Consider the following 20,512-nt stretch of genomic DNA (forward strand, 5'->3'; position numbering starts at 1 on the left):
TCTGCTGACTAGTCCGGACTAGCAGTTGGCGCTTTTCGGTTCATCTTCGCCCCTGGACCACTCATTCTGTTGACCGCTCGCTGGATCCGAAGGAATCCTCATGTCCGGCCCCCCGATTTCTGGTCCAAAACTTGTGAGAATCCATCCATGAGTGAGAGGACCGGTGTCAGTGATGGCTGCCGCTAAGAGGTTGTCGCCTGAGCAGATCGTGGCGAAGTTGCGGGATGCGGAGAAGCTTCAGGGGCAGGGCGCGACGATCCCGCAGGTGTGCAAACGGCTCGGGGTGTCTGAGCAGACGTTCTATCGCTGGCGTCAGAAGTACGGGGCGTTGAAGGAAGACGAGGCGATCCGGCTCAAAACCCTGGAGCAGGAGAACGCTCGGTTGAAACGGATCGTGGCTGAGCAGGCGCTCGACATCTCGATGTTGAAGGACCTTGCGAAGGGAAACTTCTGAGCCCGTCCCGTCGACGCGACGCGGTGGCGATGCTGACCAGGAAGCACAAGGTCAGCGAACGTCGCGCGTGCCGGCTGGTCGGGCAGAACCGATCCTCGAACCGCTACGTCGCGGTGCCTTCGGATTTCGAAGTCAAGCTCGTAGCGCGGATGACGAAGTTAGCTGCGCGGCATCCGAAGTGGGGTTACCGGATGATCCATCTGATTCTGGTTGAGGAGGGCTGGGAGGTGAACCGCAAACGGATCGAGCGGTTGTGGCGCCAAGAAGGCCTGCAAGTGCCCCCGTCGAGGGCTAAAGACGCAGGTCAGAAGGCGTTGGGGGCCGATGAGAACAGTTTGTGGAAGCTGCCACCGCTGCGTCGTAATCACATCTGGTCCTATGACTTCGTGACCCGCAGGACCGATGACGGGCGGGCGGTGCGGGTGCTGAACGTCATCGATGAGTTCACTCGGGTCGCGTTGGGGTCGTGGGTGGCGCGGTCGATCGGGGCGATGCACGTCCAGGAACACCTTGAAGCGCTGTTCGAGGTCCACGGGAAGCCGTCGCTGATCCGGGCCGACAACGGTCGGGAGTTCGTGGCTGATTCGCTGCGTGAATGGCTCACCGAGCAGGGCGTCCGGGCAGTGTTCGTGGCGAAGGCGTCGCCGCAGCAGAACGGGTACATCGAACGGTTCAACGGCTCGATGTCACGCGAGGTGTTCGGGCACGAGATCTACCACTCGGTGCTCGAGGTTCGACACGTGGTGAACGAGTGGACCGAGGTGTACAACACCCGCCGGCCTCATCGAGGACTTGGTGGCAAGACCCCGGCGGCGTACGCGAAGATGCATCCAGACACAGAAGATCCGGAAGAGGATGGTGGTTGCCCGTGAGAGGGACTACCACCACTGCGCGTGGACCAGTCCGCCCACGGGCCCGGATCGGATGTTCTGCCCGGAACTCTCACACCGGGCGGACCAGTTTCTTGGGGCCGGACATGCCTTACGTGCCGGCCAGCAGCGGTTCGCAACGGATCCTCGACACCCACGCCGGGACCGGGACCTGCACCCCGTCCTGCGCAACGCTGACCGACGGCACACCCGAATACGTCAAGGCCACCGGTACCGCGGTCCCGGCTGATGCCACCGCGGTGGTGTTGTCGGCCACCGTCACCACTCCCAGCGCAGGTGGCTCGCTCAGCATCTGGCCCCAAGGACAACTCGGATCAGCGAATACCAGCCTCAACTACCTGTCCGGGATGACCACGACCGGCACCGTCCTCACCAGCCTCGGTGGCGGGACGATCGGCACTGAGCTTCACGGCGCCACCGCCGACCTCGCCCTCGACGTCCAGGGGTACTACCTCGCCGCACCCGTCACCACCACGTACACCTACAACGGCGACAACCAACTCACCGACACCACCACCAGCAGCGCCACTACCAACCCGCACTACACCTACGACCCCCACACCGGGCTCGCCCAGCGGATCAACGACCACACCAGCGACTACATCTACGGACCCGACGGTGCGCTGCTGGAGACCACAGCCGACACGGCCAACGCACCCGGCACCGTCACCAACTACTACCTCACTGACACGCTGACGTCCGTCCGAGCCCAAATCTCCACCGACGGCACCCTCAACACCACCAACACCTACACACCCTGGGGAACCGGCGGTCCCGCCTACGCAGGCGGATACACCGACCCAACCACTGGCTACAACTACCTCCTCAACCGCTACCAAGACCCCACTACCGGCCAATTCGCCACCGTCGACCCGCTGGTCGGTCTCACTGCGCAGCCATACGGATATGCAGACGGAAACCCCACAGGCGAAACTGACCCGACCGGGCTGTCATGCAGTCTCAATCCGTTTTCTGGCGACAATTGCATTGGAGCTGCGTTCGTAGCCGTCGGCGGAGTCGTAGACAACACGCTCGGATGGGCCGCTGACCACCCGGTACAAGCCGTCGGCATCGGATTGGGAGCCGTGTCGCTTGCTACTGGCGTTGGTGAGCTCGCCGGCGCCACCCTAGTACTGGGAGATCTGGTTATTGGGCCGACCGCGCTCGGGGTCGTATCGTTCGGAACTGGTGTGGTGGGCACGGTCCTTGACGCCAAAGACTGTCACAATGAGGGGGGCGCGGCCTGTGCTGGCCTTGCGCTCAGCCTTCCGGGTGCGATCAGTGGTATCGGGGGCCTTCTTCCCGCTGGGCTGTTGCCCGAGAGCCTTCTCTCTCTGCTGGACTACATCGGATTTGGGACCGGTGCGCTTGGTTTTGGTTGGGACACCGGAGCAATTCTGTTCGGCACCGATGCCAGTTCGTCGGAAGGATGTAGGTAGCTATGCCGCGCGAAACCTTTGATGAAATTTGGCTACCTCGCGTCGGTGCGTCCGCGGCTGCCCAACTTCGAAAGAGCGGGTACTGCGCCATGGTCGCTGGCCCGGTCTGTCTTGGCCTTGCGGTGGCTTGCAGTTTCGCGTTCGGCTCCGGATCTATAGAAGGTACGGTCATCGGTCTCTGTTGCGGTGTGGTAATCCTCGTTGTATTCGGGTTTTGGGTACGAAGCTTGGTGATACTCGCTAGGGAACTGTCGACGCAGTTCGGTACCACCATTCGCTGGTCCGAGATGCCCCGCATGCAACCGACACAGTTCGACGAATGGTGCCGCAAGCGGGGTCTCCCGACACCGCCCACAACGTAGCCCCCAGAAGACATTCGCAACCCGCACACAAGAGTTGGGAATGCTGCACGAATGGGTGACAGGTCTCTTCACGCGGTCCGAGTGCCGTGTGGTCGTGATGGTCTCGTACGATCTGCAACTGGCTTCCACGACGCGTGAGATGAGGCGCCGATCACCTAGCTGAAGGCGACGGCCAGGACGCCGTCGTCGTGGGGCAGCACATCGGCGCGGGCGTCGACGGTCATCGAGACCAGCTCGATCTGACCCCGGATCGCGTCCAGGAACGCGATGTCTGCCGCGTCCCGGCCGGCTGCGATCCGGACCATGCTGCCGCGCGGCGCCAGACCGGTGCCGTCGACGATCCACCAGATGCCGTCGATGAGCACCTCGGAGACCGCGTGGAAGTCCATCGGCACCAGCCCCGGCGCGTACACGGCGGCCACCCGTGCCGGGATCCCCATGGCCCGGGCGAACGCCGTGAGCAGGTGCGCGGTGTCTCGGCAGACCCCGCGCCGCGACAGGAAGACTTCGGTGGCGCCGTCGAGGTGATCGGTGGTGCCGGGGGCGTACTGGATGGATTCGAGCGTCCAGCGTCGGATCGCGCCGACGGTGTCCCGCGCAGGGGCGGACTCGGCGAACAGCGATTGGGCGACGTTCACGAGGCGATCGGAGTCGCAGTAGCGGCTCGGGCGCAGGTAGGTGAGGTCGTCGCCGGGTTGCGGACCGGCGGTCCGGTGAGCGGTCACGGTCGCGGCGTACGCCACGGTCAGGCGCCCGAGCCCGGCCTGGAAGCAGTGCCGGCGAGTGCCGAACGTGTCGACGCGTTCGATCACGTCCACGGGTTGGCCGTCGAGGCGTACGTCCAGCCGTTCGGACACCTCGTACGCCGTGTGCGGGGCGACCGTGAGCACGAGGTCGGCTGATCGATGGACCACGACGTCGAGCTGGCAGGAGACCTCACGCATGTCCGGAGCGTACTCCGGGTATGTCGGTCTGGCTCGCGCGGAAGGCGCGCGGAGTGGTGCGGTACCAGCGCCGGAAGGAGCGGTTGAACGTGCTCTGCTCGGTGTATCCGAGGAGAGCCGCGATCTGTCGTAGTTGCAGTCCCGGGTTTGCGAGCATCCGGGCTGCCTGCTCGGAACGTTCGCGCTCCACGAGCGCCGCGAAAGAGGTCCCTTCCTCAGCCAGCCGGCGTTGCAGCGTTCGAGCGTGCAGGCCGAGGTGGTGGGCGACGGCGTCGGCCTGACACGTCCCGGTTGGCAGGAGCCTGCGGATCAGGTCGGCAACGGGGGCCGAGAGGTCAGCGCCGGGATGGAACGACGCCTCCAGGTACTGCGTGGCGATCCGCAGCGTTGCCGGGTCGGCATTGTCGATCGGCGTCGCGGCGTACACCTCGCTGATGGAGAAGCCGCACCAGTCCTGCTCGAACTCCACTGAGGGGCCGAGGACCTCGGCATAGGTCGACCAGGGGCCGACTTGGGCATGCCGGAACGCCAATGACCCGTGCGGCACCTCCGGGCCCGAGAGCATGCGGAGGATCTGCATCCCGTTCCCGAGGCTGAGTTCGTACGTCTGTGGGAGGTACGGCAGCCCGGGCTCCTCGATCGAGTAGTTGAACGCGATCAACCCCTGCTGGTGGCCGGGGTCGTACGGGCCGACGGGGCTGAGGTGCAGGACCGGGGAGTGAGCGTGCAGGTAGCGTCCGATCGCGACGAACGCCTCCAGGATGGTCTCGGTGTTGCGGGCCACCACCGCGATCGGGCCGAGGATTCCGAGCCCCTGCCAAGCGCTGAGTCGCAACCCGAAATCCGGACAGTCCAGTTCGTCCGCGGTCGTCTGGAGCATCCAGGCCATCGGGGCGTACGGGACGAACGACTCGTCGGTCGTCTGGTCCTCGCGCGGGAGGCCGAATCGGCGCCGCAGCGATCGCGGATCCCCACCGAGTTCGCGGACGAGCGCGTCGTATCCACGAATGTTGGTCGCCCGGATCAGTCCGCCCACGCTCGCCTCCATCTGTCGCCTAAAGCAAAAAATGTGTCGTGAAATGACAATACTTGGGACATCGGCTGGCGCGACAGTGGACGCATGACCACACAGCACGCCGAAGTTCTCATCATCGGTGCCGGGATCTCCGGAATCGGCATCGCGTCCCGTCTGCGCCGGGAGTTCCCGGAGCGCGACATCGCCATCCTGGAGCGTCGCCGGAACATCGGGGGGACCTGGGACCTCTTCCGGTACCCGGGCATCCGCTCGGACTCGGACATGTTCACCTTCGGGTACGAGTTCAAGCCGTGGGACGAGACCAAGGTGCTCGCAGACGGACCCGCGATCCGCAACTACGTCACCACGACCGCCCGGGAGAACGGCGTCGACCAACTGATCCACCACGGGCTCAAGGTCATCGATTCCGACTGGTCATCGGCTGACCAACGGTGGACCGTCACGGCACTCCGCGAGGAGACCGGCGACATCGAGACCTGGACGTGCACCTACCTCGTGATCGCGACGGGGTACTACAACTACGACGCGGGCCACACCCCGGAATTCGCCGGCATCGAGGACTTCGCCGGGTCCGTGATCCACCCGCAGCACTGGCCCGAGGACTTCGACCACACCGGCAAGAAGGTCGTGGTGATCGGCAGCGGTGCGACGGCCGTCACCCTCGTGCCGTCGATGGCGGACACGGTCGAGCACATCACCATGCTGCAGCGTTCGCCCTCGTACATCCTCCCCGTCCCGTCGGTCGACAAGATCACCGCGGCGCAGCGGCGGTTCCTTCCTCGCGCGGTTTCGCACCGGATGACGCGCACCCGCAACATAGCCATGTGGCGGGCCATGTACGGCGGCTCGCGCAAGTACCCCAAGCAGGTGCGCGCGATGATCGCCGCGATCACCCGGCGTCAGTTGGGTGAGGACTTCGACATGTCTCATTTCACGCCGAAGTACGACCCGTGGGACCAGCGTCTGTGTGCGGTTCCGGACGGCGACCTCTTCAAGGCGCTCAGGTCCGGGAAGGCCTCGATCGTCACCGACCGCATCGAGCGGTTCACTGAGAACGGCATTCTGCTGACGTCCGGTCGTGAACTGGAAGCCGACGTCATCATCACGGCCACCGGGCTCGAGTTGCAGATGTTGGGCGGCGCCACCCTCCGGGTCGACGGGAAGGTCCACGACATCGCTGACGGCTGTGTCTACAAGGGCGTCATGCTGCAGGACGTACCGAACCTGCTCTGGGTCCTCGGCTACACGAACATCTCCTGGACGCTCAAGGTCGACATCGCCGGAGCCTGGCTCGTCCGCCTGCTCCAGCACATGGATGCGACGGGTCACGCGGTCGCGGTCCCGGTGGATCGGAGCGGTCTCGGCACCGCGGGTGCAGCGATCGACGAGATGTCGTCGGGCTACATCCAGCGCGGGCTCGGGATGGTGCCGCGGCAGGGCAAGGACTTCCCGTGGCGGTTGGTGATGGACTACAAGCACGACCGCCAGGTGCTGCTCAACGACCCGATCGAGGACGGGGTGCTCAGCCTCCAGCCGGTACGCCAGCCGGTCGCGCAGGCGGTGCACCCATGAGCCCGGCGTTGGAGCTCCGCGGGCCTGGTCGTGGGGCAGCCCCGGACAAGCCGACGCTGCTCTTCGTCCCGGGCCTGGGCCATGAGGCCGGCTGCTGGGACAACTGGCGGGCGTCCGCCGAGGCCGTCGGCCACCCCGCGTACGCGATGTCACTGCGCGGTCACGGCACCAGTGCCGGCCGCCTGCGGACCGCCCGGCTCGGCAACTATCGCGACGACGTGGTCCGAGTGGCGCGATCCCTGCCCGAGGCGCCGGTACTGATCGGACACTCGATGGGCGGGCTCGTCAGCGCGATGGCCGCAGCCCGCCAGCCGGTGCGCGCGGTCGTGCTGGTCGCAGCGGTGGCGGCTCACCCGGGCATCGGCTCCTTCCTCTCGGTGGCGCGCCAGCACCCGGGCGACGCCCTGGGGATGATGATCGGCCGTACGCTGACGCTGCGCCCGGAATACATGTATGAGCGACTCGATCCGGTCACTGCCGAGCGGTACATCTCGCAGGTCGGCAAGGAGTCCCCGATCGCCCAGCAGCAGTTGATCTTCCATCGGCCTCCGCCGGCGCCGCTGGGTGGTGCACCGGTCCTGGTGGTCGGGGCGACTGCCGACAGGCTGGTGCCGATCACGGACGTACGCGCCAACGCGCGGCGCTACGGCGCCGAGCTGATCGAGTTCGACGGGATCGGGCACAACCTGATGCAGGACGTCGGCTGGGAGCAGCCGTGGGCGGCGATCGAGGACTGGATCTCGCGCAGGGTCCTCACGGCCGAGCGTCCACGATCGGCGGCCCGGTCAGCGACCTGAGCTGCTCGATCGTGACGTCGGGTGCCAGCTCGATCAAGTGCAGTGCGCCGTCGACCAGATCGATCACACCCAGGTCGGTGATGATCCGATCCACCACGCCGGCGCCGGTCAGCGGGAGGTCGCAGCTCTCGACGATCTTGTGGCTGCCGTCCTTGGCCACGTGCTCCATCAGCACGACGACCCGGCGGGCACCGTGGACCAGATCCATGGCGCCGCCCATGCCCTTGACCATGCGGCCGGGGATCATCCAGTTGGCGATGTCACCGTTGGGGGAGACCTGCAACGCTCCGAGGATCGCCGCATCGATCTTGCCGCCACGGATCATCCCGAAGGACGTCGCCGAGTCGAAGAAGCTCGCCCCCGGGCGGATTGTCACGGTCTCCTTGCCGGCATTGATCAGATCCGGGTCGACGTCCTCGTCGTACGGGTACGGCCCCGTGCCGAGGATCCCGTTCTCGCTCTGCAGCACGATCTCGACGTCGACGGGGACGTAGTTCGGCACGAGCGTCGGGAGGCCGATCCCGAGGTTCACGTACTGCCCGTCCTCCAGCTCCTGCGCCGCTCGCGCCGCCATCTGTTCGTGTGTCCAGCTCATCGGACGTCCTCCGGGTGCGCGTTGACGGTCCGGCGTTCGATCCGTTTCGTACGCGCCTGCTCGGGCGTCAGTGGCACGACGCGTTGGACGAAGGCGCCGGGCGTATGGATCAGGTCCGGGTCGAGTTCGCCCGGCTCGACGAGATGCTCGACCTCGGCGATCGTGACCCGTCCGGCCATCGCGGCCAATGGGTTGAAGTTCCGTGCGGCCCGCCGGTAGACGAGGTTCCCGTGCCGGTCGCCCTTCCAGGCGCGTACGAGGCCGAAGTCGGCAACGATCGCGGTCTCCAGGATGAACTCGCCGGGCCCATCCACCGTCTCGAAGACCTGGGACTGTTTGGGAGGGCTGGAGAGCACGACGTTGCCGTCGGAGTCGTACCTCCACGGCAGACCGCCCTCGGCGACCTGGGTCCCGACTCCGGTCCGGGTGAAGAAGCCGGCAAGGCCGGAGCCGCCGGCTCGCAACCGCTCGGCGAGCGTGCCCTGTGGAGTCAGTTCGACCTCGAGTTCCCCGGCCAGGTACTGCCGGGCGAACTCCTTGTTCTCCCCGACATAGGAGGCCACGATCCGCCGTAGGCGACCGGCGGTGAGGAGGAGACCGAGACCCCAGTCGTCGACCCCGGCATTGTTGGACACCGCCTCTATGTCCTTGACCCCGGATCGCAGCAGCGCGTCGATCAGAGTGGACGGGATCCCGCAGAGACCGAAGCCGCCGAACGCGATCGTTGCGCCGTCACCGATGGTTGCGACGGCGTCATCGGCGCTGGCCCAGACCTTGTCCATCAGTGCGCCGCCCGTGCGATTCGGTACGCCGGCGCGCGCGGCGGTGTCGAGGCCGTCCCGGTCGCGAGCAGCGGGAGCGTCCGCGGGGGAATGAGGACCGACAGCACCATGACGCTCGTCGACCGGGCGACGGGGACCGATCGGTCGATCTGGATGAGCGTCTCCTGCAATTCGGGATGCGATCGGGTCGCGACGCGGCAGAGCACGTCGAAGTTCCCGGTGGTGCCGTACGCCTCCAGCACCTGGGGGATGGCGGTGAGGTCGCGTACCACCTCGTCCAGGGCACCCTGGGCGATCTCGAGGGTCACGTACGCCTGCACCTCGAAGCCTGCTGAGGCCACATCGAGGGTGGGGGTCCAGTCGGCGATGACGCCTGCCTCGGTGAGGCGACGAAGGCGGCTCTGCACGGTCGCTCGAGCCACCTTGACCTGCCGCGAGAGCTCAAGGTCACCTGCGCGGGGCGACTCGCTGAGTGCGGTCAGGAGCGCGATGTCGATCTCGTCCAGTGTGGTTGGGGTCACACCTCATTGCTTAGCATATTGAGTAGATCAAGCGCCAGATTGCTGGACATATTGCGCAGACATGCCAGCGTGTCATGCACAGGTTGTCCACCACTGTGCACAGTAGTTGACTCGGCTCATGGCACTTGCGGAGACCCTGACGAGCGAGGAGCGACTCGCCGAGCTCGACCTCGACACGCTCAAGCAACTCGTCGGCCTCGTCGAGTACGACGACGACGCCGACCCGTTCCCCGTGACCGGGTGGGACGCCGTCGTCTGGGTCGTCGGCAACGCCACCCAGACCGCCCACTTCTTCATCTCCGCGTTCGGGATGAATCTCGTCGCCTACGCGGGCCCCGAGACCGGCAACCGCGACCACCTGGCGTACGTGCTCACCAGCGGTGGGGTGCGTTTCGTGATCAAGGGCGGCGTCGATCCGCACAGCCCGTTGCTCGATCACCACCGCCGGCACGGCGACGGTGTCATCGACATCGCCCTCGCGGTGCCCGACGTGGATCGCTGCATCACCCATGCCCGATCGGTCGGCGCCACGATCCTCGAGGAACCCCACGACCTGACCGACGAGCACGGGACCGTACGCATCGCGGCGATCGCCACATACGGAGACACCCGGCACACACTCGTCGACCGGAGTCGGTACGACGGCCCGTACCTGCCCGGCTATGTCGCCCGCACGAGCGCGTACGTACGCCCCCCGCGTGCGCCGAAGCGGCTGTTCCAGGCGCTCGACCACGTCGTCGGCAACGTCGAGCTCGGACGGATGGACGAGTGGGTCGACTTCTATCGGCGGGTCATGGGCTTCACGAACATGGCGGAGTTCATCGGTGATGACATTGCCACCGACTACTCCGCACTGATGTCCAAGGTCGTGGCGAGCGGCAACCACCGGGTGAAGTTCCCGTTGAACGAGCCGGCACCGGCGAGGAAGAAGTCGCAGATCGACGAGTACCTGGAGTTCTACGGCGGGCCCGGCGCACAACATCTGGCGTTGGCGACCGGCGACATCCTCGGCACGGTCGACGAGCTCCGGAGGCAGGGGATCGAGTTCCTGAACACGCCGGACAGCTACTACGAGGACCCCGAGCTCCGGGCCCGGATCGGCGAGGTCCGGGTGCCCGTCGAGGAACTGCAGCAGCGGGGGATCCTGGTCGACCGCGACGAGGACGGGTATCTCCTGCAGATCTTCACCAAGCCGATCGGAGATCGGCCGACCGTCTTCTTCGAGTTCATCGAGCGGCACGGGTCGCTCGGCTTCGGCAAGGGCAACTTCAAGGCGCTGTTCGAGGCGATCGAACGTGAGCAGGAGCGACGGGGGAACTTCTGACCATGGCGCACTACCAGCGGATCGGATCCGTGCCGCCGAAGCGGCACACCCAGCATCGGGACCCCGACGGACAGCTCTACTACGAGGAGTTGATGGGGGAGGAGGGCTTCTCATCCGACTCCTCGCTGCTCTATCACCGCCACATCCCGTCGGCGATCCTCGAGGCGCGTACGTGGGAGCTGCCGGATCAGTCCACGACGCCCAACCACCCGCTGATCCCGCGGCACCTGAAGCTGCACGACCTCTGGAGCGGGGAGGACTGGCGCACGACCGACGCCGTGACCGGTCGTCGACTCGTGCTCGGCAACGGCGACGTGCGAATCAGTTATGCCGTGTGCGGAACGCCGTCGCCGTACTACCGCAATGGCATCGGCGACGAGTGCGTGTACGTCGAGTCCGGCACGGCCACGGTCGAGACTGTCTTCGGTGCGCTTGAGGTCGCGGGCGGCGACTACGTGATCCTGCCGCGTGCCACCACCCACCGCTGGGTGCCCATCGGGGACGAGCCCCTCCGCATCTACGCGATCGAGGGCAACAGCCACATCGCGCCGCCGAAGCGCTACCTCTCCCGGTACGGGCAACTGCTCGAGCATGCGCCGTACTGCGAACGCGACCTGCGGGTGCCGGCGGCGCCCCTGCTGGTGGACGGCGGCCCGACCGAGGTCTTCATCAAGCATCGTGGCAACGGGCCGGGCGGCCTCGCGGGGACCATCCACGTGACGCCGCACCACCCGTTCGACGTCGTCGGCTGGGACGGCTGTCTCTACCCGTACGCCTTCAACTGGCGTGACTTCGAACCGATCACCGGACGAGTGCACCAACCGCCGCCGGTGCACCAGGTGTTCGAGGGCAACAACTTCGTCATCTGCAACTTCGTGCCGCGGAAGGTCGACTACCACCCACTGTCGATCCCGGTGCCGTACTACCACTCGAACGTCGACTCCGATGAGGTGATGTTCTACTGCGGCGGCGACTACGAGGCGCGCCGGGGATCGGGCATCGGGCAGGGCTCGATCAGCCTGCACCCGGGCGGGCACAGTCACGGACCGCAACCAGGGGCGTACGAGCGGTCGATCGGCGTGCACTTCTTCGATGAGCTCGCCGTCATGGTCGACACGTTCCGGCCGCTGGAACTCGGGGAGGCCGGTCGTGCTGTGGATGACGGTGTGTACGTGACGTCGTGGATCCGGGGGGAGGAATGACCTTCCCGCTGATCTTCGACGATGCCGCGATCTACCCGCCGGGCAACCTGCCGTTGACCGACGCGATCGTGGCCCATCGGGGGCACCTCGCGGCCGCGTACTCCCGCCTGGTGGGGCCGCTCGTCGTGGGTCTCGCGGATCTGCCCGCGCTTGCTGGAGAGGGGCCGCTCCAGATCGCGGTGGTGGTGCCGGATGCATCGGGTGCCGCTGAGGCGATCGCGCGCGTACGCGATCTCGACGGAATCTGCCTGGTCGCGCTCGAGGTCAGGGACGCAGGCATCGAGGAACTGGCCGAGGCGATCGGCGAGCCCGACGGCGTGGCGGTGTACATCGAGGTGCCGCGCGACGCCCGGAGCGCGGGGCTGATCAGCGAGCTGGCCAGCACGGCGTACCGCGCGAAGTTGCGAACGGGGGGACTCGAGCAGGCGATGTATCCCGACGAGGCCGAACTCGCCTCTGCACTCGTGGCGCTGACCGCTGCGAAGGTGCCGTTCAAGGCCACTGCCGGACTGCACCATGCCCTGCGCAACACCGATCCCGAGACCGGGTTGGAGCAGCACGGTTTCGTCAACATCCTCGCAGCCACCGAGCGGGCTCGACTGGGTGCCGACGTCGATGAGGTCGCGGCCGTCCTGGCCATACGTGATGCGAGCCAACTGCCACCGCTCCCCGAGAGCTCGCCGTTGCTGTCGATCGGCACGTGCGTGATCGCGGAGCCCGTCGAGGAGATCGCGGCACTCGGGTTGGTGACGCTGTGATGGACGATGATCTCTTCGGCCTGACCAACCTCCCGTACGGCGTCTATTCGGTGGCCGGATCGACGCCGCGGGTCGGCACCCGGCTCGGTGGTCAGGTGATCGATCTCGCGACCCTGCTGGGTGACACGGTCTTCGCCGCGCCGACGCTCAACCCGTTCATGGCCCAGGGCCGCGAACGGTGGGATGCCGTCCGAGCGGCGATGATCGCGGCGTTGACCGACGGTGTGCCGCATCGTGGGGCGTACCCGCTCGCGGATGTCGCGCTGCACCTGCCGTTCGAGGTCGCCGACTACGTCGACTTCTACGCCTCGGAACAGCACGCCTCGAACCTCGGCAGGTTGTTCCGACCGGACAACCCCGACCCGCTGATGCCGAACTGGAAACACCTGCCGGTGAGCTACACCGGCCGCGCAGGCTCGATCGTCGTGTCGGGCACCGACATCGTCCGCCCACGCGGCCAACGCCTGCCCGTGGGTGGGACCACGCCGGAGTACGGACCGGCGCTGCGCCTCGACATCGAGGCCGAGATCGGCTTCGTCGTCGGTGTCGGCAACCCGATGGGCTCCTCGATCTCCGCTGCCGACGTGGCCGATCACATCTTCGGACTCATGCTCTTCAACGACTGGTCCGCACGCGACATCCAGGCCTGGGAGTACGCACCCCTCGGCCCTCACCTGGGCAAGTCGTTCGCCTCGACCGTCTCGCCGTGGGTGGTGCCGTTGGCCGCGCTGGACGCGGCCCGGATCCCGACGCCGGAGCAGAAGCCGGAACCGATCGCGTACCTCCACATGGACGAGCCATGGGGCCTCGACATCGATCTCGAGATCGAGTGGAACGGCGATGCGATCAGCCGGCCTCCGTACGCCTCGACCTATTGGTCTCCGGCGCAGATGCTGGCGCACCTGACCGCGAACGGCGCGCCCACGCGTACCGGCGACCTGTTCGCCTCCGGCACGGTTTCCGGACCGACGAAGGACCAGGTCGGATCGCTGATCGAGCGCGGCGAAGGCTTCCTGGCGGACGGCGACGAGATCGTCATCCGCGCGACCGCGCCAGGAGCCGATGGCACCCGGATCGGTTTTGGCGAAGCACGCGGACGCATCGCCCCGAGTCCGATCGGAGCACGACCATGACCACCACCACAGAACGGACCCCGATGAAGACACTGCTCCACCGGTTCGAGGACACCGCTCCGGAGATCGTGTTCGAGTGGCACGACACCGAGACCGAGGCCAGGGGCTGGGCGGTGATCAACTCCTTGCGCGGCGGAGCGGCCGGCGGTGGCACCCGGATGCGCAGCGGTCTGGATCGCCGTGAGGTCGAGTCGCTCGCGAAGACGATGGAGGTCAAGTTCACCGTCTCCGGTCCGGCGATCGGTGGCGCCAAGTCCGGCATCGACTTCGACCCGGCAGACCCACGCCGCGACGAGGTCCTGGCGCGCTGGTTCAAGGCGGTGACGCCGCTGCTGAAGGCGTACTACGGCACCGGCGGCGACCTCAATGTGGACGAGTTGCACGACGTCATCCCGCTGACCGAGCGCTATGGCCTCTGGCACCCGCAGCAGGGCATCGTCAACGGACACTTCGCACCCGACGAGCGCGAGTTGATCCGGCGCGTCGGCATGTTGCGCCTCGGTGTCTCAAAGGTCGTGGAGGACCCGCGCTACACCCCGTCGGTGCAGCGGAAGTACACGATCGCCGATCTCGTCACAGGCTGGGGCGTCGCGGAGTCGGTCATCGGCTTCTACGACGTGTACGGCTCCGGCGAGAACGTCGCAGGCAAGCGTGTGATCGTCCAGGGCTGGGGCAACGTCGGGGCGGCCGCCGCGTACTACCTCGCCCATGCCGGGGCTCGCGTCGTCGGGATCATCGACCGCGACGGCGGGCTGATCAACGCCGAGGGGTTCAGCGTCGAGGAGATCGACGCGTTGTTCCTCGGGAAGGCAGGCAACGGCCTGGCTGCTGAGGGACTGCTCAGTTTCGAGGAGGTCAGCGAGCACATCTGGGATCTGGAGGCCGAGATCTTCCTGCCGTGCGCCGCTTCGCGACTCGTCACCACCGACCAGGTGAAGCGGCTCAGCGTCGCCGGCCTCGAGGTGATCTCCGCCGGCGCGAACGTACCCTTCGCCGACCTCGAGATCTTCTACGGGCCGACGTACGAACTCGCGGACCAGACGGTCGCCGTGATCCCGGACTTCATCGCCAACTGTGGGATGGCCCGCGCCTTCACGCTCCTGATGGAGGGCTCGGGGGTGGTCACGGACGAAGCGATTCTCGGGGATGTGTCCCGCACGATCCGCGCCGCACTGGAGCGCTGCCATGACCGGTCGTCCGCGCGTACGGGCATCGCCGCCACCGCGCTGGAGTTGGCGCTGGATCAGTTGGTGGCGACGCCGGATCACGTCACGGAGAGGAGCTGACATGTTTGACGAGGGCCAGTGCTTCGCGCCGATCGTCGAGGACGCGCACGGCAACGTGAGTGTCCAGTTGGGCAGCGAGCATCCCGGGTTCGCCGACGCCGAGTACCGGAGTCGCCGCGACCGGCTCGCCAGTCTGGCGAGCAGTTGGGAGCCGGGTGGCCCCTGCCCGATCGCGGACTACACGGCCGAGGAGGACGAGGTCTGGCGAGTGGTCTGCGAAGCACTCGAGACCAGGCACCGTGCGTACGCGAGCGGGGTGTTCCTCGAGGGGAAGGAGATGCTCCACCTCCCGGTCGATCGCGTGCCGCAGCTCGACGAGGTCAGCGACCTCCTCGCCCCGCTGACCGGCTTCCGGTATCAACCCGCCGCCGGTCTGGTGCCACTGCGCGAGTTCTATGGCGCGCTGGCCGACAAGCACTTCTGGGGTACGCAGTACATCCGCCACCACAGTGTGCCGCTCTACACGCCCGAGCCCGACGTGCTGCACGAGGTCGTCGGGCATGGCAACACGCTCGCCCATCCGCGATACGCGGCGCTCTACGAATCCGCCGGCCGGGCGGCGCGCCGGGTGGAGTCGGAGGAGGCGCTCGAGTTCGTCAGCAAGGTCTTCTGGTTCACCCTCGAGTTCGGCGTGCACCACGAAGGTGGTGAACTCCGTGCCTACGGAGCCGGCATCCTCTCAAGTCCGGGCGAGATCGAGGAGTTCCGCGGGATGGAGATCCGGCCGTTGGATCTGATCGACATGGGGACCCACGATTACGACATCACCAAGTACCAGGACGTCCTGTATGCCGGAGACTCGTTCGCGCACGTCGAGGACGTCGTCGGTGCATTCTGGGACTCGTGCGACGACGACTCGATCGGGAAGTTGAAGGAAACGGCATGACCAAACCACTCACTCCGCAGGAGATCGAGGTCGCCGTCGCGACGCTGACCGGATGGTCGAAAGTCGACGGGATGCTGACGCGTACGCGCACCCTCGACACCTTCCCCGCGGCTCTCGACTGGGTGCAGATGGTCGGCGGGATCGCCGAGGAACTCAACCATCATCCGGACATCGACATCCGCTGGTGCACCGTGACGTTGCGGATCTGCACGCACGATGCGGGCAATCAGATCACGGCGAAGGATGTGGAGTTCGCGGCCCTGGTGGATCGGATCGGCGTCGACGCTGAGGCGAGGTCAGACGGCCGCGCAGAATAGTGCGGATGCTTCCTATTCTGCCGATGTCAGGGCGATGGGCGACACACGAAAGTGGCACGCATATGTGCCACTTTCTGAGTAAACGGGCCGCGACCGTGCCACTTGCTGGCGTTCGTGCGATCAATGATCGGATCTGCCGCTCTCAGATCCAGTGGACAAGGATCGTCGCGGCAAGAGCGAGCGGAAGGGCCAGACCAAGCCACCGCGCCACGCGGATTCGTCGGTAGCGACGTGAGCCAGGTTCCGGCTTGCGTCCGGTGAACATCTCGACCGTCGACTCGCCCCAGGGGACAGTTAGAAACCACGAAGCCAGACCGAACACGACGGCTACTCCCAGCCCGAGCAAGGCGTGGCGGGTGTTCACGTCGCAAGGATGTCAGACGTCGTTGGCCGTTCCGGTTCTGCCGCGAGTCGACCGCATCCCTCAGAGGGTGGCCCAAGAGCCAACTGACGGGACTCCTGCCGCGTCACACAAGCGCCCCAGATCGGTGACACCGACCTCCTCGCCGCGAAACACAAAGAGTGGCTCAGCGCACGACGACCCCGACGACGTCGGCGATCGGTACGAACACTAGGTCAGAGCATTGCGCCTGTACCGCCCGACTGGGCGCGCACATGTGGAACGCCGAGTCGGCACTGGTCGAGCGGTTGTCTCCCATCACGAAGAGTTCCCCGGCGGGCACGGTCACTTTCCAGCCCTCTGAACACGCCTTCGGGCTATCCCCGTAAGCCTCTGGACCATCACAGAACGTGGGGAGCACAGCCGCGTCCGGAACGCCTGCGCGCGGGGCAAGGAAGGGCTCGGGCATCGCGGTTCCGTTGATGATCAGTTCACCAGTGGACTTGTCGCAGCACACGATCGTCTCGCCAGGCATCCCGATGACACGCTTCATGAGTTGGCCGGAGTCCGAGCTGTAACTCCAGCCGCTGGGAGTATTGAATACCACGATGTCCAGGCGCTTCGGCGAGTACGAAAAATGGTCGCCGTTGACACGCTCGACCCAGAAGTGTTCACCGGGCTTGATCGTCGGATACATCGATACCCCCGGCAGGTGCATCCGGTGGAAGGTCCACAAGATGCCACCGAGGCCAAGCACCACCACCGCACCGACGGCACCAATCCCGAGCAACCACCTCTTCCGAGTCATGGCGCGGACGGTACTCCGATATCCGAGGTCGAACGGCGAGAAGCAGTGAATGCGCGCCCACCTGCAACGTCCACAGACCAAGCCGCACTTCGCGAAGTGCACTGTTCTGGCTCCCTTCTGTGTCAAGAGGCGGCTGGATGGTGCCTCTGTTCGACGGCGCCAGCGGGGCGTAGCGTGGTGGGCACGGGTCCGGGAAGTGGCTGATCCGAAGTGTCGATGTGCGGGGGCAGGTCGACCGCGCTGGATATGTCAGACGCCCCGCAGTGCCCTCCCGGACCCGCTTCACGTGCGTCGGCCACGAGTTGGCGATAGATCACATCCGAGATGCGTCGCTTCAAACACCGCAGTGCTTCCATCGGGGTCTTCCCGGCCGCGAGTTTGCGTCGGTAGTAGGCCCGGCCTTCGGTGTCACGCCGGATCTGGACGATCGCGGCGATGTGGATGACGTGGTTCATCCGCCGGTTCCCGGCCCGCGATAACCGGTGTCGGATCTGCTCACCAGATGAGGCATCCAACGGTGCGGTGCCGGTCCAGGAGGCGAACCTGTTCCGGTCAGCGAACCGGACAACATCGCCGACATCGGCCAAGATCCTGGCTGCGCCCGCTGGGCCGATGCCGTGAATGTCCATCAGGTGCGATCCGCGTTCGAGGACTGCAACTTTCAGCTCGGTGTTGATCTTCTTCAACTTCCGGTCCAGGACGACAAGGTCGGCGATCTCCTCAGCGGTGATCCGGCGACGCATCCTCCCAGCCAGATCCCGGGGCTTCACTGTCGCGAGCAGGGCCTTGGCTTGATCGGCTGACAGGTCACGTTTGCGCTGGCCAGGCAGCAATTCACTGAGCAGGCGTTGGATCCGGTTCACGGTCTGAACCCGCAGATGCGAAAGCTCATCACGACGATCGGCGAGCATCCGGATCACCTCCAGTCCCTCATCGACCGCCAGCACACGTAGACCTTTGGTGTGGACTGCGACCGCGGCGATCGAATGCGCATCGGTCGCGTCGGTCTTCCGGTTGTGGCCGGTATCGAACAACCTCACCCGGGCGGCGAGCTTGGCCGGAACATCGACCACGGACTCGCCAGCGGCGAGCAACCGTTGGGCCAGCGGTCGGCCGGCACCGTTGGCACCCTCAACCGCCCACACCCGATCAGGCCACTGCGCCACGTACTTCCGCATCAGCCGGTACCCGTCGGTGTCGGTGGCATATCGGCCGCCGCCAAGTCGGTGACCGTGGTGGTCGACGACCTCGATCGTGGCCGAGAGTTTGTGGGGATCGACCCCAATGTTCACTGCATCCATCACGTTTCCTCGCTTCGATTCGATTGAACTGAAACGGCGAGGTGGGCAGTGCTACTACGAGCTGGGCAGTCCCTTCTTGAGCCACGCCTCGTCAACGGTGACCCGGCGGGCAGCAGACCAGAAGAGAGCCACACCCTCTGGTGGGCAGCCGCAAAGAGAGCCGTCCCGCCGGGCACCTAGACCGAGTCTGGCCAGACACCGATCCTGACCGGAAGTCTCTTAGTAGCCGCTAATCGGTCGGACTCAGGCGGGCCCCGCCGACGCGACTGCCCGTACCGCGGTTAGTCGCCAAAGGTCTGGCCCGGAGCCGCCACCGCGCGGCGTCTCGGAATCACCCCGAGCAAGAGGGCACACGCCACAAGGCTGACCACTGCAACCGATGCCGACCACGCGGAGCCACCGATCGCATGCCAATCCACGTCCCACGGGGCGGGCGGCTCGTAGTCCGAGCCGAACAGCCCATTACCCGCGAACGCGAGAACCGGGGCGCCGATGCCCACCACGCCAAATGCGACTGCACGCCAAACCTTGTGAAAGCGCATCGACACATACACGATGCCGATGATCACGCCGACGAATGCAACGTTCGCCGTCAGGGTCCACAGCGACATGACGATGATGCTCATCTTGATCCCGTCCGGGAGCGCGTCGTAGTTGATCGACCCGTCGCTATTGATCGGATCACGCGGCGCTGTCGTTGTCGTTGGGATCGAGGTCAGGTCAGCGCGGTTGGAGAACGCGTGGACGATCCCGTCGACTCCGACATAGAGCGTCATCGTCACCCACATGCCGATCCCGATGAGGCTGAGAACCCACAGGGCCTTGGGTGCCTGAAAGGTCTGTGCCATGGCCGCAATCTACGACCAACAACCCGGGAATTCTGCGGCAGCACCGCCGGCCGCGAGGAGCCACCTGCTCTCCAGCCGCGGGTGAACGCCCTGATCTGCCGCAGTGCGCCGGTCCGTTCCCGCCAGTCTGGGATCATGGATTCGTGGCGATGACGACGGGCCGGTACGCCGCGAGACCTCTAGGCCCCGGCGGTGGCGGATATGTGATTGCCGTTGCCGTCAGCCTCGTTGTGTTCAGCACGCTGGTGACTGCGTCATTGGCCAACAGCGACGGCCTCGCGTGGGGTGGAACGTTCCTTTTCGTCCTGATTGTCGGGGTTATCCCGGCTACAGCAATTGGCTTCCTTGGGGTTGGTGTTCTCGAACTGGTGACCGGTCGCTTTCGTCATCAGTGGCCGGCCGTAGTACTGGCCTGCGTCGTGGGGGCCGCGGAGGGAGCCGCGCTCCTTCCCCATAGCCTCGTCTTCGCCACGTACCTCGGGGTGTCCGCGGGAGTTGGTCGCCTCTCCGTCGTTCCCCTGGTCGCGCGGCGACGGATAGCGCTGCGAGACCGAAGGACAGACGTTTTCCACCACCGGCGTGGGCTTGGGCCAACCCGCAGGAGTCAGTTCACGGATGCCACGTCAGTGTTTCGTCTTCGCGTCGATGGCGTCTTCGAAGCCCGAAGGCGCGGGACCGTCGTCGTTGGCGAGATAGTCACAGGCGAGATCAGTGTCGGGGACTTCGTAGCAGTGGAGAACCGGGACATCGCGCCGACGAAGGTCGTTGGTATCGATCCAGCACCGCGCATACCTGACGCCGCCGGACAGTCGTTTCAACGCGTGGGTCTCTTGGTTCCGGGCTGGAGCAAGACCGACGTCACCCTCGGCGACATCCTCGTACACGCGACCAATCAACCGCACTGATTTGCTGCGACG

The 20,512-nt window shown here is 66.0% G+C and carries 22 protein-coding genes; 13 read left to right on the forward strand and 9 right to left on the reverse strand.

Translation table 11 applies throughout. The features are described from left to right. Positions 1-172: 172 nt before the first annotated feature. The 3 genes from KCTC_RS14075 (at position 173) to KCTC_RS14085 (ending at position 2,783) form a co-directional block, all read left to right on the forward strand. Positions 173-454 carry a transposase gene (locus KCTC_RS14075; protein WP_125568569.1) on the forward strand — a complete coding sequence of 94 codons (282 nt, stop codon included), beginning with the start codon at positions 173-175 and terminating at the stop codon, positions 452-454. 29 nt (positions 455-483) lie between these two features. Continuing rightward, positions 484-1,326 carry an IS3 family transposase gene (locus tag KCTC_RS14080; RefSeq protein ID WP_125568571.1) on the forward strand — a complete coding sequence of 281 codons (843 nt, stop codon included), beginning with the start codon at positions 484-486 and terminating at the stop codon, positions 1,324-1,326. A 104-nt stretch (positions 1,327-1,430) separates the two neighbouring features. Continuing rightward, positions 1,431-2,783: an RHS repeat-associated core domain-containing protein gene (locus KCTC_RS14085; RefSeq protein WP_125569838.1), complete on the forward strand. Its 1,353-nt coding sequence runs from the start codon at positions 1,431-1,433 to the stop codon at positions 2,781-2,783. A gap of 517 nt (positions 2,784-3,300) precedes the next feature. On the opposite strand, the gene KCTC_RS14090 is transcribed toward KCTC_RS14085, so the two are convergent. Continuing rightward, positions 3,301-4,089, reverse strand: a complete 789-nt coding sequence (locus tag KCTC_RS14090; RefSeq protein WP_125569839.1) for a transglutaminase-like domain-containing protein — start codon at positions 4,087-4,089, stop codon at positions 3,301-3,303. Next, complete coding sequence (locus KCTC_RS14095) at positions 4,082-5,125, reverse strand: AraC family transcriptional regulator (protein ID WP_197715208.1); 1,044 nt, start codon at positions 5,123-5,125, stop codon at positions 4,082-4,084. Before KCTC_RS14095 ends, KCTC_RS14090 begins: the two co-directional genes overlap by 8 nt. Positions 5,126-5,209: 84 nt before the next feature. Here KCTC_RS14095 and KCTC_RS14100 point away from each other — a divergent pair, with 84 nt between their 5' ends. Further along, positions 5,210-6,697, forward strand: coding sequence for a flavin-containing monooxygenase (locus tag KCTC_RS14100; protein ID WP_125569841.1), 1,488 nt, complete (start codon positions 5,210-5,212; stop codon positions 6,695-6,697). Then, positions 6,694-7,494 (forward strand): alpha/beta hydrolase, encoded by an 801-nt coding sequence (locus KCTC_RS14105; protein WP_125569842.1) that lies wholly within the window; start codon positions 6,694-6,696, stop codon positions 7,492-7,494. The genes KCTC_RS14100 and KCTC_RS14105 overlap by 4 nt, the downstream gene beginning before the upstream one ends. Here KCTC_RS14105 and KCTC_RS14110 read toward each other — a convergent pair. From KCTC_RS14110 to KCTC_RS14120, 3 genes are read right to left on the reverse strand one after another with little or no spacing between them, the layout of a single operon-like run. Continuing rightward, positions 7,451-8,089, reverse strand: coding sequence for a CoA transferase subunit B (locus KCTC_RS14110; RefSeq protein ID WP_125569843.1), 639 nt, complete (start codon positions 8,087-8,089; stop codon positions 7,451-7,453). The two genes, KCTC_RS14105 and KCTC_RS14110, sit on opposite strands and share 44 nt — an antisense overlap. After that, complete coding sequence (locus KCTC_RS14115) at positions 8,086-8,871, reverse strand: CoA transferase subunit A (RefSeq protein WP_125569844.1); 786 nt, start codon at positions 8,869-8,871, stop codon at positions 8,086-8,088. Before KCTC_RS14115 ends, KCTC_RS14110 begins: the two co-directional genes overlap by 4 nt. After that, positions 8,871-9,392: an Lrp/AsnC family transcriptional regulator gene (locus KCTC_RS14120; protein WP_125569845.1), complete on the reverse strand. Its 522-nt coding sequence runs from the start codon at positions 9,390-9,392 to the stop codon at positions 8,871-8,873. The genes KCTC_RS14115 and KCTC_RS14120 overlap by 1 nt, the downstream gene beginning before the upstream one ends. Positions 9,393-9,510: 118 nt before the next feature. On the opposite strand from KCTC_RS14120, the gene hppD reads away from it, so the two are divergent. Genes hppD through KCTC_RS14155 form a run of 7 tightly spaced genes read left to right on the forward strand, consistent with a single transcriptional unit; the run spans position 9,511 to position 16,298 of the window. Then, on the forward strand, positions 9,511-10,716 hold the full coding sequence (gene hppD, locus KCTC_RS14125) for a 4-hydroxyphenylpyruvate dioxygenase (RefSeq protein WP_125569846.1): 1,206 nt from the start codon (positions 9,511-9,513) through the stop codon (positions 10,714-10,716). A 2-nt stretch (positions 10,717-10,718) separates the two neighbouring features. Beyond that, positions 10,719-11,918: a homogentisate 1,2-dioxygenase gene (locus KCTC_RS14130; protein ID WP_125569847.1), complete on the forward strand. Its 1,200-nt coding sequence runs from the start codon at positions 10,719-10,721 to the stop codon at positions 11,916-11,918. After that, a complete protein-coding gene (locus KCTC_RS14135; protein ID WP_125569848.1) occupies positions 11,915-12,676 on the forward strand; it encodes a hypothetical protein in 762 nt (253 codons plus the stop codon). The genes KCTC_RS14130 and KCTC_RS14135 overlap by 4 nt, the downstream gene beginning before the upstream one ends. Next, entirely contained in the window at positions 12,676-13,809 is a 1,134-nt protein-coding gene (locus tag KCTC_RS14140; RefSeq protein WP_125569849.1) for a fumarylacetoacetate hydrolase family protein, read from the forward strand. The genes KCTC_RS14135 and KCTC_RS14140 overlap by 1 nt, the downstream gene beginning before the upstream one ends. Continuing rightward, a complete protein-coding gene (locus KCTC_RS14145; protein ID WP_197715209.1) occupies positions 13,806-15,095 on the forward strand; it encodes a Glu/Leu/Phe/Val dehydrogenase dimerization domain-containing protein in 1,290 nt (429 codons plus the stop codon). Before KCTC_RS14140 ends, KCTC_RS14145 begins: the two co-directional genes overlap by 4 nt. Position 15,096: 1 nt before the next feature. Beyond that, positions 15,097-15,981: a phenylalanine 4-monooxygenase gene (locus KCTC_RS14150; protein ID WP_125569850.1), complete on the forward strand. Its 885-nt coding sequence runs from the start codon at positions 15,097-15,099 to the stop codon at positions 15,979-15,981. Next, complete coding sequence (locus KCTC_RS14155; RefSeq protein WP_125569851.1) at positions 15,978-16,298, forward strand: 4a-hydroxytetrahydrobiopterin dehydratase; 321 nt, start codon at positions 15,978-15,980, stop codon at positions 16,296-16,298. Before KCTC_RS14150 ends, KCTC_RS14155 begins: the two co-directional genes overlap by 4 nt. A gap of 142 nt (positions 16,299-16,440) precedes the next feature. On the opposite strand, the gene KCTC_RS14160 is transcribed toward KCTC_RS14155, so the two are convergent. The 4 genes from KCTC_RS14160 to KCTC_RS14175 form a co-directional block, all read right to left on the reverse strand. Beyond that, complete coding sequence (locus KCTC_RS14160) at positions 16,441-16,662, reverse strand: hypothetical protein (protein WP_125569852.1); 222 nt, start codon at positions 16,660-16,662, stop codon at positions 16,441-16,443. A gap of 163 nt (positions 16,663-16,825) precedes the next feature. Next, positions 16,826-17,446 carry a signal peptidase I gene (gene lepB, locus KCTC_RS14165; RefSeq protein ID WP_125569853.1) on the reverse strand — a complete coding sequence of 207 codons (621 nt, stop codon included), beginning with the start codon at positions 17,444-17,446 and terminating at the stop codon, positions 16,826-16,828. 122 nt (positions 17,447-17,568) lie between these two features. After that, a complete protein-coding gene (locus tag KCTC_RS14170) occupies positions 17,569-18,747 on the reverse strand; it encodes an IS110 family RNA-guided transposase (RefSeq protein WP_125569854.1) in 1,179 nt (392 codons plus the stop codon). Between the two features lie 281 nt (positions 18,748-19,028). Next, a complete protein-coding gene (locus tag KCTC_RS14175; RefSeq protein ID WP_125569855.1) occupies positions 19,029-19,595 on the reverse strand; it encodes a hypothetical protein in 567 nt (188 codons plus the stop codon). A gap of 143 nt (positions 19,596-19,738) precedes the next feature. Between KCTC_RS14175 and KCTC_RS14180 the strand changes: the two genes are divergently transcribed. After that, positions 19,739-20,500, forward strand: coding sequence for a hypothetical protein (locus KCTC_RS14180; protein ID WP_125569856.1), 762 nt, complete (start codon positions 19,739-19,741; stop codon positions 20,498-20,500). The last annotated feature ends 12 nt before the right edge of the window (positions 20,501-20,512 follow it).

Source organism: Nocardioides baekrokdamisoli (genome assembly GCF_003945325.1).
GTDB lineage: Bacteria > Actinomycetota > Actinomycetes > Propionibacteriales > Nocardioidaceae > Nocardioides > Nocardioides baekrokdamisoli.